Consider the following 13,970-nt stretch of genomic DNA (forward strand, 5'->3'; position numbering starts at 1 on the left):
GAGCCAGCGGAGAGCAAACATGGAAGCGGATTGGATTCGGGCGCTCGCCGGCGGCGGGCTGATCGGGCTTGGCGGCGCGGTTTACCTGCTGGGCAATGGCCGCATCATGGGAGCCAGCGGCATCCTGGGCGGGCTGGCAGACCGCAGCGGCTGGGGCACAGCGGCTGAGCGGCTGGCCTTCATCGCCGGAGTGATTCTGATGCCGCTGCTGATCGGGCTTGCGGCTGGCAGCACACCGGACACGCATGCCACTGGCAACGCTGCGGTTCTGATCATTGCCGGGCTTCTGGTGGGTGCCGGAACAAGGATCGGCAGCGGCTGCACATCCGGCCACGGGGTCTGCGGCATCTCCCGCCTGTCGCTGCGGAGCATCTCGGCAACTTTGGCTTTCATGCTGGCAGGCATTCTTACCCTGGCTGTGCTGCGCCGGCTGCTGGGGGTGATCTGATGCTGCGTCTTGGTTTTTCCCTGATCTCCGGCAGCCTGTTCGGCGCCGGGCTGATGCTGTCCGGCATGACCGACACCGCAAAAGTGCAGGGCTTTCTGGACATTTTTGGCGCCTGGGATCCGTCTCTGGCCTTTGTGATGGGCGGAGCCTTGCTGCCGATGGCTATAGCCTGGCGCCTGACGCAGGGGCGCGCGCCCGCCGCAGGCGGCAGCTTCCCTGCCCCGCCGCAGAAGCAGCTGGACCGGCGGCTGTTCCTGGGGGCGGTTCTGTTCGGGACGGGCTGGGGGCTGGCCGGTTTCTGCCCCGGCCCGGCGATGGCCTCGCTCAGCTACAATGGCTGGCAGGGGGTTCTGTTCCTGGCAGCGATGATCTGCGGCATGATGGCCGCCCCTGGGCTCAGCCGGCATCTGGACCGGCGCGCCGCAAACGCGTAAAGGGATTGGCATGGATGCACGCGTAATCACCCCCCGCTATTCGGTCTCGCCGCAGATCTCGGCTGAGGACCTGCCCGCCATTGCCGCTGCCGGCTTCAAGACGGTGATCTGCAACCGTCCGGACGAAGAAGTGCCGCCCAGCCACCAGGCTGAAGCGATCCGCGCGGCTGCCGAAGCCGAGGGGCTGCGCTTTGAGGTTCTGCCGCTGACACACCAGACCATGACCCCCGAGAACGTGGCGCTGCAGCGAGAGCTTTACGAGGGCTGCGAAGGTCCGGTGCTGGCCTATTGCGCCTCTGGAACCCGCTGTTCGGTGGTATGGGCGCTCAGCCAGGCCTGCGATATGTGCGCCGACGATATCCTCGAGAAAACCAGTGCAGCTGGTTACCAGCTGGACGGGCTGCGCCCTGCGCTGGATTCGCTGGCAGACAGCTGACCGGCGGGAAATCAGCCGGGCTGGCCAGGAAAGACGACTGTTTCAGCCCGGCCTGTTTCTGATGCAGCCTGCTTTGCAGAAGGCAAGCATCCCGCAAACGCTGCGTTGGCAGAGACAGCCTGTATGCGGCAGTGCTTCTGACGCCGTAGCCGATTGAAACGGCTTCACTTCACATTGCGCCCGCAGCGTGCAGAAGGCAGGCCGGCGCCTGCTTTGGCCGTACAGCGGCCTGCAGCTTCGCCGGGCCACAACTGTGTCCAAAGCTTCAGCTCTGCCGTGCTTTTCGAATGATACAGGGTCTTGCCGTTGGCGTTTCGGGCCTGACGCTGAACCTGTTTGCACCGGCTAAGGAGCCGGATCACGCAGCGGTCAGCAGCAGTTCTGCTGCCTCAGCCGCCGTCCGGCAGGGCGCCGTCCAGCCCGGCCAGCTGCGAAATTTCTGCCGCTGCATCGCCTGGATCAAAATCGCCGAGCCCGCCGCCCGGCAGGTCTGGCAGATCGGGCAGTCCGCCCTCAAGCCCATCCATGCCAAGGGCCCCTTCGCCGCCGAGGCCGCCTAGATCCATGGCACCATCCAAGCCATCGCCCAGACCGCCATCGAGGCCGCCGTCCAGCCCCCCCATGAGGTCGCCGGCGCCGCCTTCCAAGTCGAAGCCGCCGCCATCCAACGCCGGGGCTGCTTCCAGCGCGGGCAGACCCATGTCATCCATCGGCTCCTGAAGGCCTTGAGCGGTGATGCCCATGTCGATGGCCGGCGGCATCGCCGCCGCGGGATCGGCGCCTGTGCCATCCGAGAAACCCATTGCATCAGACCCGGCATCTGCAACCAGCTTAGTCTTGTTCTGGTTCAGCCGGACCGCACGCGCACCGTTCATCTGTCCCAGGCGGCCCTGTGCCACAGACTGGCCGCCGATGGTCAAAAGATCCGTTTCATAAAGAAATGCCTGATCCAGCTGCAGAGTGTCTCCAACCTTCAAATTTGCAAATTCGTTCAGCGGCACCCGCATTTTGCACAGGACCGCAGACAGTTCAGCCCGGATTGAGCTCATATTGCTGCCTAGCGAAGGCCCTTGGGCGCCGCCGCCCTGGCTGTCCTGCAGCTCTTCGGCTGTGGGCTCAGGCAGAATCAGTTTCATCACACCCTGCATGGCTCCGCAGGCCAGATCGAGGTTCAGCTCGATTACCCGGTAATCCTCAGCCTCCATTCCCAGTACCAGGCTGCGCACATTTTCAACCTGTGCGCCGAACCGGTAGCCCGAAAAGAAGGCCTGATCCGCGTGCCCCTCCAGCATTGCCACCACTTTGGCGAATGTACGTTCAAGAAACTCCGAGGTCATCGCCGCATCGGTGGGCGTGTAATTGCGCTCGTCCGGGGCCTTGCCGATGACTGCCCCGATGGTCTGCTGCTGGATCAGCGCCGTCACGGTGGCCGCGTCCATGCTGGCCGCGCCCATGCGGCCATGCGGGCAATCCAACACCACCAGCAAGTCCTTGTCCGACAGGTTCTGGGCCAGATCTTCGGGGATACGGTTGGCCTGGCGCGCAGCCAGCACCGCCATCGGAAGGTCGCATAGATCCGCAGCCGCACGCGCAACCGAGCGGCGCAAAGCCTTCAGCGTCAGGGAACTGCTAAGCGCCCCGACGCCTTCCTTTGTCGCTGCCAGCTTGCGTGCAAGCACACTCTGCTTGCCGCTGCCCGCCTCTGCTGCTTCTGTTTCAGACATAGGCTGTTTGACCTGCCTTATTTAGCGCCCCGTTTTCACGGTTTTACCTGAAAGGAGGTTAACAACTTCTGTACTTTGCAGCCTCTTACGCCGCCTTTTCGCCGGCGGATGGTAAGGAAACCCGGAAAGCACCGCCGCGGTGCCCGGACAGATAGGAAATATCGCCGCCCAACCGCTGCATAACCTCGCGGCAAATCGCCAGGCCAAGCCCGGCGCCGCCTGCGCGCTCCGGGCTAACCCGCGAGAATTTCTCGAAAATCATTTGCTGGCAATCAGCAGGCACCCCGCTGCCATTGTCGGTGAAGTCTATCTGCAGCCGACCGCCTGCGGCAGCGGCGGAAATGGTCAGCTCCGGCGCTTCGGCATCGCAGTATTTCTGTGCATTTGCGATCAGATTGATGAAAACCTGCGCCAGCCGGTCCAGGTCGGATGATATCCGGAATGCCTCCGCCTCCGGGGTGCGGTGCACCTTGAGCCCGTTGTCCGATCCGGCCAGTGCAGCGGACACAGCATGATCCAGCACCTCACCCAGGGTTCCGGCCGTCATGTTGAGGCTCACCTGGCCGTTTTCCAGCACGCTGAGATCCAAAAGGTCGTTGAGCAGCCGGGTCAGCCGCAGGGTTTCGTCGTGGATGATGCCGGCATAGTGCTGCTGTTCCTGCGGGCTCAACTGGCCATCATCGCGCAGGATCTCCGAAAACGCCCGGATTGAGGTCATCGGGGTGCGCAGCTCATGGCTCACCTGGCTGAGGAACGCATCCTTCTGCTTGGAGAGCTGGGTGAGTTTTTCGTTTGTTTCTCTCAATTTACGGGCAGTTGCTGACAGCTCGGCCGATTGCGCTTCCAGGCGGCTGGAGTATTCCAGCATCTGCGCGGTTTCATCCGCCACAGCCAAAAGATCCTGCACCGAAACCGAAGATCCGCCGACGATCTGCCCGATCATCGCATGTGCCGCAGCGGCACCGATGGAGGCACTGAGTTCACGCTCAAGCCGTTCCAGAAAGGCCGGTGTAGGCTCCGGCAGCGGGCCGCGTCCGCCCTGGCGCATCCGTTCCCGCTGGAAGAAGGCCTGCGCCTCGTGCGCCCCCAGAATACGCTGCGACATGACCATCAGGTCCTCGCATTGCGCTACCGAGCCGGTCCAGCCGCGCGGGCCTGCGGAGTGTTCGAAGACATTGACGAACTGCGCGCCTTGCAGCCGTTCGATCGGGCTTGGGAAGCTCATCAGCGACACCAGGCAGAAGGCCAGCGCATTCAAGCTCATCGACCACATCACCGCATGCACAGTGGGGTCCAGCCCTTCGATGCCGAACAGAGCCTGCGGGCGCAGCCAGCTGAGGCCGAACAGGCCATCTCGCAGGATGTGGTCCGGCAACAGCCCGCCCCCCAGTGCCGGCAGCAGCATGGTGTAAAGCCAGATGGCAAAGCCAACCGTGAGGCCCGCCAGAGCGCCGCTGCGGGTGGCGCCGCGCCAGAACAGCCCGCCGACCAGAGCCGGCAGGATTTGCGCCACCCCTGCAAAGGAAATCAGACCAATGGCCGCCAGCGCCGCGGCACCGCCTGAGAGGTGATAATAGAAGTATCCCAGCGCCATGATCACTGCGATCGACACCCGGCGGGAAAACAGCACGACATCACGCACGTCACCGGAAACCGAGGCCTGACGGTTTTGCAGCCGCAGCCAGACGGGCATCACGATGTGGTTCGACACCATGGTCGACAGCGCCATCGCTGCAACGATCACCATCGAGGTGGCTGAGGAAAAGCCGCCAAGGAACGACAGCACCGCCAGCCCCTGCTGGCCCTGCTGCAGCGGCACCGTCAGCACAAACATGTCCGGGTTGGCGCCCGCGGGCAGCAGCTCCAGACCGACCACCGCGATGGGCACAACAAACATCGAGATCAGCAGCAGGTACAGCGGAAAGGCCCAGGAGGCGATGCGCAGGTGGCGCTCGTCCTCGTTTTCGACCACCATCACCTGGAACATCCGCGGCAAGCAGACAAAGGCCGCCGCTGCCAGGAAGGTGATCGTCGCCCAGCGGCTGCCGTCCACGTTCCACTGGCCGATCTGCGAAGCATCAATACGCTGCAGCGTTTCGCCCACACCGCCGGCCACACCCCAGACCACAAACACACCCACTGCCAGCAAAGCTGCAAGCTTGACGATGGCCTCCAGCGCCACGGCGGTGACCACGCCATGGTGGCGCTCATTGGCATTGAGGTTGCGGGTGCCGAACAGGATCGCAAAGACCGCAAGCCCCACCGCCACCCAGAGGACGGTGGAAGATTCATTGTAGCTGCGCAGCGGATCGGCCTCGGCAAAAATGGCAAAGGACAGCGTAATCGACTGGAGTTGCAGGGAAATATAGGGCGTGACGCCAATCACCGCGAGGATGGTCACGCCGGTCGCCAGGAGATTCGACTTGCCGTAGCGCGAGGACAAGAGGTCGGCGATGGAGGTAATCCGCTGGCTGCGCCCGATCCGCACCAGCTTGCGCAAGCCCCACCACCAGCCGATCATTACCAGCGAGGGGCCAAGGTAGATGGTCACAAACTCCAGACCCGAGCGCGCCGCATAGCCGACGGCTCCGTAAAAGGTCCAGCCGGTGCAGTAGATCGACAGCGACAGCGTGTAGATCAGCGGCGAGCGCATCCAGGCCGCGCTTTTGCCGCGCGAGGCCAACCGGTCAGCCCAGAAGGCAATGAAGAACAGGAAGGCCACATAGCCCAGGCAGACAAAGGCAAGAACGTTGAGGGAGGCCATCAGCTGTCCTCCGCCTCACCGGGCAGCCCTGCCCCGTCCGGCCCGCCGCCGGTCCAGTGATCCGCCCACCGCTGCACCGCCAGGCTGAAGGCGAAACAGGCGCCGATCAGGCCAATCCAGACCGCAAAGATATAGATAATGGCAGTGGACATGCTGACCCCGCCCCGGGCTGCCGGATGGGTCGAGGCCTCGGGCCACAGCAGCGGCAGCGCCAGCAGCAAGGCACCCAGCACAGGCAGCAGCCGGGCGATGTCCATCAGCCTGCGGCGGCGGTAAGTCTGGCGTTCCGCGCGGGTGCCTGTTTGCTCCTCGCTGCTGCCCCGGCTCATCCCTGGCTGGCCTGGGCGTGCAGATCGCGCACCGCCGTCAGCACCTCAGCGTTCGAGAAAGGTTTGGTCATGAAGCGCGTGACACCGGCTTTTTCCGCCATCTCCCGGTCACGCATCTGGCCGCGGGCGGTCAGCATCAGCACGGGCAGCGCCTGCATGTCTTCCTTGGCGCGCAGTTCGCGAATGATCTCTAGCCCGCTTTTGCCAGGCAGCATCAGGTCCAGAATCACCAGATCCGGATTGGCGTCCTGAATCACCTGCACCGCTGTTGCGCCGTCGGTGTGCGCATCCACGCTCCAGCCGTCGCGCGTCAGCAGAAACCGGATGGCCTCGGTGATATTCGGCTCATCCTCGATCAGAACAACATGCCTGCCCATCAGCAGAATTTCCTCCCGGCGCTGCCCTCCGGCTCTGAACTTCAACAAGCCGGCCCGGACACGCATTCAATTTCACGCAGGTTAGCCGCGCGGCCTTGGTGCTGTCAAAACTCTTCCTTCAGGATCGACGGCTCGCGCCGTGCCGGACAGCCTTGGCGCGGACAGATCCGGCAGCTGGCGCCGACCGGCTGTGCATCCGATACCTCCTTGCCGCCCGGCAGGATCAGCATCACCGCACGGTACATCGGATCATGCCCGAAATCCGGCATCTCCTGCGGCCAGGACACTGCCATGCAGTCGAACGCGGCCGCATTGCGCCCATGCTGCACGACGTTGCGCCGCACCGGCACATGCGGATGCACCAGCGCGGTGTAAAGCGGCCACAGGGGACAGGACGCCCCGAACCGCGGCATCGCAAAGCCGGTTACGGGCTTGCGGAACAGCAGCGTGCCGGAGGCGTCGCAGATCACCAGCCCGGCCTCCTGTCCCAGCACATCCTCCGGCAGCGCGGCCAACCGCCGCAGCACCTGGGGCATGGTGCAGCTGAAGTGCCGCGCCAGCACGGCCGGAGCCATCCCGTTGCCGGCAAGCTGCTTCTCCAGCTCCTTCAGCGGCAAGGCCCGGGCATCAGCCTGGTATTGCTCCAAAGCCGCCCGCGCCAAGCTGCGCGCGGCGTCGCTGACCAGCATTGATGCATCTTGCAGCAGATCCTCAGGCTGGGCAGTGCCGTCTTCCAGCGCAGGAAAATGAAAGGCATTCTCCTGGAAAAACGCCTCCGCCTCTTCCTGCGGCATGCCGCGGCGGTCTTCGCCGGTGCCGCCTTCATCCAGAAAATTCACCAGCTCCCGGCTGCTTTCTGCCAGCCGCAGCGAATCCTCGTTGAGGTTCTTGTGGAAGCGGTCCAGCCATTCCGCCTCCAGCTCCCCGGTCTCAGCCAGGATCGAGGCGGTGGAGCGAATGGCAGCAGCGGTCGACAGCACCTCATGCACCGAGGCCGCCAGATTGGGGTCATGGGTCAGCCGGTCCGACAGCGTCTCCACCGTGCGCTCCAGTGTGGCGATGCGGCGGTGGCCGGCCGCCAGCACCTCGGCCCAGCCCGGGAACCGGCCCGCGAATTCATCCACCCGGTCCAGCTCCGCCACCGGCACGCCGCTGTCTGCGGCGGCTTCGCGCAGGGTGGAAATCAGCGCTGCCTCCGCCCCCTCGCTCAGCATCGAGGGCTCCACCCCCAGCACCCCGGCAATATCAACCAGAAGCTTGCCGCCGATTCTGCGCCGGTTGTGCTCAATCAGGTTGAGGTAGGAGGCCGAGATCCCCGCCTCCCGCGCCAATTCGGCCTGGCGCAGTCCAAGGATGAGCCGCCGCTCGCGGATCCGGCTGCCGGTCAGGGTGTCGCGTGCCATATCGCTGGCTCTCCCAAAACACTTCCAATTCAAGGGCTTTCTGCAGCGCAATATAAGTTTGTTTACAGAATGCCACAGGATACTGTTCAGTTCTTTACAGGATTTTCAAGCATTAAAAGGGTTTTATTGCCTGAATTTACATGACCCCCTCATACTGATTTTGCACAAAATGTGCTGGTGCCGCGCAGAAGTGAGGAGCTGCAAGGGACCAATCATATTAGGGAGGAATACATGTCTAAACTCGACGTTTCGCGCCGTGGTCTTTTGCGGACCGGTGCCGTAGCAGGCGCAGGACTTGCGCTGCCGACAATCTTTACAGCGCAAAGCGCGCATGCATTTACCAATGAACCCACCGGCGGCACCGTTACCCTCGGTTTCAACGTGCCCCAGACCGGCCCCTATGCCGACGAAGGCGCCGACGAGCTGCGTGCCTATGAGCTGGCGGTCGAGCATCTGAACGGCGGCGGCGACGGCGGCATGATGAACACCTTCAGCTCCAAGGCGCTGCAGGGCAACGGCATCCTGGGCAAGAAGGTTCAGTATGTCACCGGCGACACCCAGACCAAATCCGACGCTGCCCGCGCCTCCGCCAAGTCGATGATCGAAAAGGACGGCGCCATCATGATCACCGGCGGCTCGTCCTCAGGCGTGGCTGTGGCCGTGCAGGCGCTCTGCCAGGAAGCCGGCGTGATCTTCATGGCCGGTCTCACCCACTCCAACGACACCACCGGCAAGGACAAGCGCGCCAACGGCTTCCGCCACTTCTTCAACTCCTACATGTCCGGTGCCGCACTGGCGCCGGTGCTGGCAGGCGCCTATGGCACCGACCGCAAGGCCTATCACCTGACCGCGGACTACAACTGGGGCTACACCACCGAAGAAGCGGTCAAATCCTCGACCGAAGCCATGGGCTGGGACACTGTCGCCGCAGTGAAAACCCCGCTGACCCAGACCGATTTCTCGTCCTACATCGCTCCGGTTCTGCAGTCCGGCGCCGACACGCTGGTTCTGAACCACTACGGCGGCAACATGGTGAACTCGCTGACCAACGCAGTGCAGTTCGGCCTGCGCGACAAGCAGGTGAACGGCAAGGACTTCCAGATCGTCGTGCCGCTCTACTCCCGCCTGATGGCAAAGGGCGCAGGCGCCAACGTGAAGGGCATCTTCGGCTCCACCAACTGGCACTGGACGCTGCAGGATGAAGGCTCCAAAGCATTTGTCCGCTCCTTCGGCACCAAATACGGCTTCCCGCCGAGCCAGGCCGCGCACACCACCTATGTGCAGACCCTGCTGTATGCTGACGCCGTTGAACGCGCAGGCTCCTTTGCACCCTGTGCGGTGGCCGAAGCGCTTGAAGACTATGAGTTCGACGGGCTGGGCAACGGCAAGACGCTGTACCGCGGCGCCGACCACCAGTGCTTCAAGGACGTGCTGGTCGTGAAGGGCAAAGAGAACCCGACGTCAGAGTTCGACCTGCTCGAAATCGTCGAAGTCACCCCGGTTGACCAGGTGACCTACGCACCGGATCACCCGCAGTTCTCCGGCGGCGCCCTGGGCACCTGCAACAACGGCGCATAAAGCGGCCGCTTGATCTGCACCTGAACAGACGGGCGGCGGGCTTTCCAAGCGATGGCCCCCGCCCCCTGCTGCTTGCGCAAAAGCCGCCCGGCGACGGGCCCTACCGCTTTATGCACTCACACTTTCAGAGAGTGGGACAATGGACGCCATAATCCTCCAAATCCTGAACGGGCTCGACAAGGGCTCAGCCTATGCGCTGATCGCGCTGGGCCTGACACTTATTTTCGGCACTCTGGGCGTCGTGAACTTTGCCCATGGCGCATTGTTCATGATCGGGGCCTTTTGCGCAGTGACCCTGAGCCGCATCCTGACGCTCAGCCACACAATCATTGATGAGACTCAAAAGGACTTCCTCGGCAATCCGCTGAAGGTTGAAGTCCCCTATGTGCATGACCTGTTCGGCCAGGCCACGGGCGATGCGATCATCGACTGGGCGGTGCCGCTGTCCGTCCTCTTTGCCATTCCGATCATGATCCTTGTCGGCGTGGTGATGGAGCGCGGGCTGATCAAGCATTTCTACAAGCGCCCCCATGCGGACCAGATCCTGGTGACCTTCGGCCTCGCCATCGTGCTGCAGGAAGTCATCAAGTATTTCTACGGCGCCAACCCGATCCCGACCCCGGCCCCGGCGGCCTTCAAGGGCTCGCTGGACTTTGGTGCCATGCTGGGCTTTGACCCGAACCTGATCATCTACCCTTACTGGCGGATCATCTACTTCGGCTTTGCCGCAGTGATCATCGGCGGCGTCTTTGCCTTCCTGCAGTTCACCACCTTCGGCATGGTGGTCCGCGCAGGCATGGCCGACCGCGAGACTGTCGGCCTCTTGGGCATCAACATCGACAAGCGTTTCACCATCATGTTCGGCATCGCTGCTGCCGTCGCGGGCCTGGCAGGCGTCATGTACACGCCGATCAACTCTCCAAATTACCACATGGGCATGGATTTCCTGGTTCTGAGCTTCGTGGTGGTGGTTGTCGGCGGCATGGGCTCTTTGCCGGGCGCGGTGCTGGCAGGTTTCCTGCTGGGCGTGCTGGAGAGCTTTGCCTCGATGCGCGAAGTCATCGACATCATTCCGGGCATCAACCAGATCATCATCTATCTGGTCGCCATCATCATTCTGCTGACCCGCCCGCGGGGCCTGATGGGCCGCAAAGGCGTGATGGAGGACTAAGACCATGTTCAACCTGAACAAAAAAGACCTGAGCCTCCTGATCATCGTCGCGGTGCTGACCCTGTTCGCCCCCTTCATCCTGAACCCCTTCCCGGCGGGCAGCGCCATGGCGCAGTTCAACGCGGGCTATCCGGACCTGATGCAGCGGTTTGTGATCTTCGGGATCTTCGCCATCGGCTTTAACATTCTCTTCGGCCTCACCGGCTACCTGTCCTTTGGTCATGCGGCCTTCCTCGGCGTCGGCTCATATGCGGCCGTCTGGATGTTCAAGCTGCTCAGCATGAACGTGATCCCGGCGATCCTGCTGGCGGTGATCGTCTCCGGCCTGTTCTCGCTGCTGATCGGCTTTGTCTCGCTGCGCCGCTCGGGCATCTACTTCTCGATCCTGACGCTGGCCTTTGCGCAGATGATGTTCGCCCTGGCCTATTCGGTTCTGACCCCGATCACCGGCGGCGAGACCGGCCTGCAGCTGGCCCTGAATGACCCGCGGATTCTGGGCGTGAGCCAAACCGCCGAAGGCAACATCCCGGTTCCCGGCCTGTTCGGGCTGGAGATGCGCGACAGCGCGGATCTTGTCATCGGCGGCTGGGTTTTCACCTTCAACGTCGGCTACTACTTCTGTGCGCTGGTGCTTCTGGCCTCTTTCTACCTGTCGATCCGCATCTTCCGCTCCCCTTTCGGGATGATGCTGCGGGCGGTGAAATCGAACCAGCAGCGGATGAATTACACCGGCCTCAACACCCGCCCCTACACTCTGGCTGCCTTTGTGATCTCCGGCATGTATGCAGGCCTTGCAGGCGGTCTGATGGCCTCGATGGACCCGCTGGCAGGCGCTGAGCGGATGCAGTGGACCGCCTCCGGCGAGGTGGTGCTGATGACCATCCTGGGCGGTGCAGGCACGCTGATCGGCCCGGTGCTGGGCGCAGGCTTCATCAAGTACTTCGAGAACATCTTCTCCAAGATCAACGACAACGTCCTGCACAGCTGGTTCAGCTTCCTGCCGGATGGTCTGGAGGACGCGGTGGTCTTCATCATCCACCCCTTCATCGGCAAGGGCTGGCACCTGACCCTGGGCATCCTGTTCATGCTGGTTGTGATCTTCCTGCCCGGCGGCCTGGTTGAAGGCGGACAGCGGATCCGGGGCTGGCTCAAGAACCGCAAGACCAAGGACAACGGTTCGGCCTCCCATGAAACCAACCCTGCGGAATAAGGAGACAGGCTGATGAGTATCCTTGAAGTCAAAAACGTGGGGAAACGGTTCGGCGGCCTGCAAGCCCTGTCCGAGGTGAACCTCAGCGTAAAGGAAAACTCGGTCCACGCGATCATCGGGCCGAACGGCGCGGGCAAGTCCACCCTGCTGAACTGCCTGGTCGGCAAGCTGATACCTGACACCGGTTCCGTCATGTTCGACGGCCAGTCGGTGCTGGGCCGCGCCCCTTACGAGATCAACCAGATGGGCATCTCCCGCGTGTTCCAGACGCCCGAAATCTTCGGCGATCTGACGGTGCTGGAGAACATGATGATCCCCTGCTTTGCCAAACGGGACGGCGCGTTTGAATTGAATGCGCTCTCCGCAGTGCTCAGCCAGAAGGACATCCTGGAGAAGGCCGAGCACATGCTGGAAGAGATGAACATGGCGGACAAGCGGCACATGCATGCCGCCGCCATGTCCCGCGGCGACAAGCGGCGGCTGGAGATCGGCATGTGCCTGAGCCAGGAGCCGCGCCTCTTGCTGCTGGACGAGCCCACCGCCGGCATGGCGCGCGCCGATACCAACAACACCATCGACCTGCTGAAGCAGATCAGCGACGAGCGGGACATCACCATCGCGATCATCGAGCACGACATGCATGTGGTGTTCAGCCTGGCCAACCGGATCACCGTGCTGGCCCAGGGCACGCCGCTGGTTGAGGACGATCCGCAGAACATCCGCGGCAACCCGAAGGTGCGCGAAGCCTATCTGGGCGAAAGCGCGTAAAGGAGAAACACCATGAATGTGAAACCCGATTTCTCCAAGAACGCCAATGTGGCCTCCACCGCGCCGGCCTTCCTGTCGGTCTGGGACGTGCACGCCTACTACGGCGAGAGCTACATCGTGCAGGGCATCAACTTCAACGTCCACGAGGGCGAGATCCTGGCGCTGCTGGGCCGCAACGGCGCCGGCAAAACCTCAACCCTGCGCTCGATCGCCCGCACCGGCTCACCCATGGTGACCCGCGGCGAGATCTGGCTGGACCACAAGCCGCTGCACAAGATGTCCTCTTACGAGGCGGCCGCCGCGGGTCTGGGCCTGGTGCCCGAAGACCGGCGCATCATCCCCGGCCTGACGGTCGAGGAAAACCTGCAGCTGGCGCAAATCGCGCCGCCCATCGGCTGGTCGCTGGAGCGGCTCTACGACCTGTTCCCCCGCCTTGGCGAGCGCCGCAAGCAGGAGGGTGTCACCCTTTCAGGCGGCGAGCAGCAGATGCTGGCGATTGCCCGGGCGCTCGCCCGCGACATCAAGGTGCTGCTCCTGGACGAACCCTACGAAGGCCTCGCCCCGGTGATCGTGGACGAGATTGAAAAGACCCTCATCCACATCAAGGAACAGGGCATGACAACCATCATTGTCGAGCAGAACGCGGTCCGCGCCCTGGAACTGGCGGACCGTGCAGTGATCCTCGATACCGGCGGCATCGTCTTTGACGGCACCGCCGCCGAGGTGCTGGAAAACGAAGAACTGCGCGCCGAATATCTGGCGATCTGAAGACTTCATCTCCGTCGTGCCGGCCACCTGCGTGCCGGCATTGGCAGACTGAGGCCGGCTCTCCCCCTGAGCCGGCCTCTTTTTGCATCCCTGCAGGCAGCCCCCGTTTTCGCGGCATAAACCCGGGTTATACGCCGCGGTTTTCCACCCGGATCCTACCTGGCGCCTATTCAGCCCTGACCTCTTTGACCCGATGTCACTGCCACGGACCGCGCTTCTCTGGTGCGGAACCATCGCAACCGCAGAAAGGACAAAGATCATGAACAATTCCCTGAAACTCCTGGCACTCGCCCTCACCCTGCCTGCCGCAGCCGCCTTTGCCTCTGGCGCCGCCCCCAGCCCGGAGACCGAAACCAAGATCCGCGACCTGCTGACCGGCCAGGGCTATGAGGTGACCGAAATCGAAGCCGAAGACGGCATGTTCGAAGCCGAAGCCACCAAGGACGGGAAGGCCTTCGAGTTCTACCTGAACGAACAGCTTGAGGTGGTGAAGATCGAAGACGACAGCGAAGACGACGACTGATCAGCCATTTGAACCGCCGCGGACGCTCCAGCAGCGT

The 13,970-nt window shown here is 63.0% G+C and carries 14 protein-coding genes; 9 read left to right on the forward strand and 5 right to left on the reverse strand.

The features are described 5' to 3' along the window. Positions 1-19 precede the first annotated feature (19 nt). From RA20_RS14825 to RA20_RS14835, 3 genes are read left to right on the forward strand one after another with little or no spacing between them, the layout of a single operon-like run. The gene (locus tag RA20_RS14825) at positions 20-448 is read left to right on the forward strand and encodes a YeeE/YedE family protein (RefSeq protein ID WP_039130251.1); all 429 of its coding nucleotides are present in this window, start codon (positions 20-22) and stop codon (positions 446-448) included. Further along, the gene (locus RA20_RS14830) at positions 448-882 is read left to right on the forward strand and encodes a YeeE/YedE family protein (protein WP_193748847.1); all 435 of its coding nucleotides are present in this window, start codon (positions 448-450) and stop codon (positions 880-882) included. Before RA20_RS14825 ends, RA20_RS14830 begins: the two co-directional genes overlap by 1 nt. Positions 883-892: 10 nt before the next feature. After that, the gene (locus RA20_RS14835) at positions 893-1,318 is read left to right on the forward strand and encodes a TIGR01244 family sulfur transferase (protein WP_039130253.1); all 426 of its coding nucleotides are present in this window, start codon (positions 893-895) and stop codon (positions 1,316-1,318) included. A gap of 389 nt (positions 1,319-1,707) precedes the next feature. Here RA20_RS14835 and RA20_RS14840 read toward each other — a convergent pair whose 3' ends face one another. The 5 genes from RA20_RS14840 to RA20_RS14860 all read right to left on the reverse strand — a co-directional run bounded on the left by RA20_RS14840 (position 1,708) and on the right by RA20_RS14860 (position 7,915). Then, a complete protein-coding gene (locus tag RA20_RS14840; RefSeq protein WP_039130255.1) occupies positions 1,708-3,042 on the reverse strand; it encodes a FliM/FliN family flagellar motor C-terminal domain-containing protein in 1,335 nt (444 codons plus the stop codon). Positions 3,043-3,127: 85 nt separating this feature from the next. Then, positions 3,128-5,806: an ATP-binding protein gene (locus tag RA20_RS14845; RefSeq protein ID WP_039130257.1), complete on the reverse strand. Its 2,679-nt coding sequence runs from the start codon at positions 5,804-5,806 to the stop codon at positions 3,128-3,130. Further along, on the reverse strand, positions 5,806-6,135 hold the full coding sequence (locus tag RA20_RS14850) for a hypothetical protein (protein ID WP_039130261.1): 330 nt from the start codon (positions 6,133-6,135) through the stop codon (positions 5,806-5,808). The genes RA20_RS14845 and RA20_RS14850 overlap by 1 nt, the downstream gene beginning before the upstream one ends. Beyond that, on the reverse strand, positions 6,132-6,512 hold the full coding sequence (locus RA20_RS14855) for a response regulator transcription factor (RefSeq protein ID WP_039130534.1): 381 nt from the start codon (positions 6,510-6,512) through the stop codon (positions 6,132-6,134). Before RA20_RS14855 ends, RA20_RS14850 begins: the two co-directional genes overlap by 4 nt. Positions 6,513-6,616: 104 nt before the next feature. Then, a complete protein-coding gene (locus tag RA20_RS14860) occupies positions 6,617-7,915 on the reverse strand; it encodes a short-chain fatty acyl-CoA regulator family protein (RefSeq protein WP_039130263.1) in 1,299 nt (432 codons plus the stop codon). A gap of 231 nt (positions 7,916-8,146) precedes the next feature. Between RA20_RS14860 and RA20_RS14865 the strand changes: the two genes are divergently transcribed. The 6 genes from RA20_RS14865 to RA20_RS14890 all read left to right on the forward strand — a co-directional run bounded on the left by RA20_RS14865 (position 8,147) and on the right by RA20_RS14890 (position 13,933). Beyond that, positions 8,147-9,493 (forward strand): substrate-binding protein, encoded by a 1,347-nt coding sequence (locus RA20_RS14865; RefSeq protein WP_039130265.1) that lies wholly within the window; start codon positions 8,147-8,149, stop codon positions 9,491-9,493. Positions 9,494-9,632: 139 nt separating this feature from the next. Next, positions 9,633-10,664, forward strand: coding sequence for a branched-chain amino acid ABC transporter permease (locus RA20_RS14870; protein ID WP_039130267.1), 1,032 nt, complete (start codon positions 9,633-9,635; stop codon positions 10,662-10,664). Between the two features lie 4 nt (positions 10,665-10,668). Further along, positions 10,669-11,874 carry a branched-chain amino acid ABC transporter permease gene (locus RA20_RS14875; RefSeq protein WP_039130269.1) on the forward strand — a complete coding sequence of 402 codons (1,206 nt, stop codon included), beginning with the start codon at positions 10,669-10,671 and terminating at the stop codon, positions 11,872-11,874. Between the two features lie 12 nt (positions 11,875-11,886). Beyond that, positions 11,887-12,642 (forward strand): ABC transporter ATP-binding protein, encoded by a 756-nt coding sequence (locus RA20_RS14880; protein ID WP_039130272.1) that lies wholly within the window; start codon positions 11,887-11,889, stop codon positions 12,640-12,642. 12 nt (positions 12,643-12,654) lie between these two features. Then, positions 12,655-13,410 carry an ABC transporter ATP-binding protein gene (locus RA20_RS14885; protein ID WP_039130273.1) on the forward strand — a complete coding sequence of 252 codons (756 nt, stop codon included), beginning with the start codon at positions 12,655-12,657 and terminating at the stop codon, positions 13,408-13,410. Positions 13,411-13,669: 259 nt separating this feature from the next. Further along, the gene (locus RA20_RS14890; protein ID WP_039130275.1) at positions 13,670-13,933 is read left to right on the forward strand and encodes a PepSY domain-containing protein; all 264 of its coding nucleotides are present in this window, start codon (positions 13,670-13,672) and stop codon (positions 13,931-13,933) included. Positions 13,934-13,970 lie beyond the last annotated feature (37 nt).

Source organism: Leisingera sp. ANG-Vp (assembly GCF_000813725.1).
GTDB lineage: Bacteria > Pseudomonadota > Alphaproteobacteria > Rhodobacterales > Rhodobacteraceae > Leisingera.

Coding starts and splice junctions, on each gene's coding strand:
- RA20_RS14840 (WP_039130255.1), bottom strand. CDS start 3,042: ATGTCTGAAACAGAAGCAGCAGAGGCGGGCAGCGGCAAGCAGAGTGTG.
- RA20_RS14855 (WP_039130534.1), bottom strand. CDS start 6,512: ATGGGCAGGCATGTTGTTCTGATCGAGGATGAGCCGAATATCACCGAG.
- RA20_RS14865 (WP_039130265.1), top strand. CDS start 8,147: ATGTCTAAACTCGACGTTTCGCGCCGTGGTCTTTTGCGGACCGGTGCC.
- RA20_RS14880 (WP_039130272.1), top strand. CDS start 11,887: ATGAGTATCCTTGAAGTCAAAAACGTGGGGAAACGGTTCGGCGGCCTG.
- RA20_RS14870 (WP_039130267.1), top strand. CDS start 9,633: ATGGACGCCATAATCCTCCAAATCCTGAACGGGCTCGACAAGGGCTCA.
- RA20_RS14835 (WP_039130253.1), top strand. CDS start 893: ATGGATGCACGCGTAATCACCCCCCGCTATTCGGTCTCGCCGCAGATC.
- RA20_RS14860 (WP_039130263.1), bottom strand. CDS start 7,915: ATGGCACGCGACACCCTGACCGGCAGCCGGATCCGCGAGCGGCGGCTC.
- RA20_RS14875 (WP_039130269.1), top strand. CDS start 10,669: ATGTTCAACCTGAACAAAAAAGACCTGAGCCTCCTGATCATCGTCGCG.
- RA20_RS14830 (WP_193748847.1), top strand. CDS start 448: ATGCTGCGTCTTGGTTTTTCCCTGATCTCCGGCAGCCTGTTCGGCGCC.
- RA20_RS14885 (WP_039130273.1), top strand. CDS start 12,655: ATGAATGTGAAACCCGATTTCTCCAAGAACGCCAATGTGGCCTCCACC.
- RA20_RS14845 (WP_039130257.1), bottom strand. CDS start 5,806: ATGGCCTCCCTCAACGTTCTTGCCTTTGTCTGCCTGGGCTATGTGGCC.
- RA20_RS14850 (WP_039130261.1), bottom strand. CDS start 6,135: ATGAGCCGGGGCAGCAGCGAGGAGCAAACAGGCACCCGCGCGGAACGC.
- RA20_RS14825 (WP_039130251.1), top strand. CDS start 20: ATGGAAGCGGATTGGATTCGGGCGCTCGCCGGCGGCGGGCTGATCGGG.
- RA20_RS14890 (WP_039130275.1), top strand. CDS start 13,670: ATGAACAATTCCCTGAAACTCCTGGCACTCGCCCTCACCCTGCCTGCC.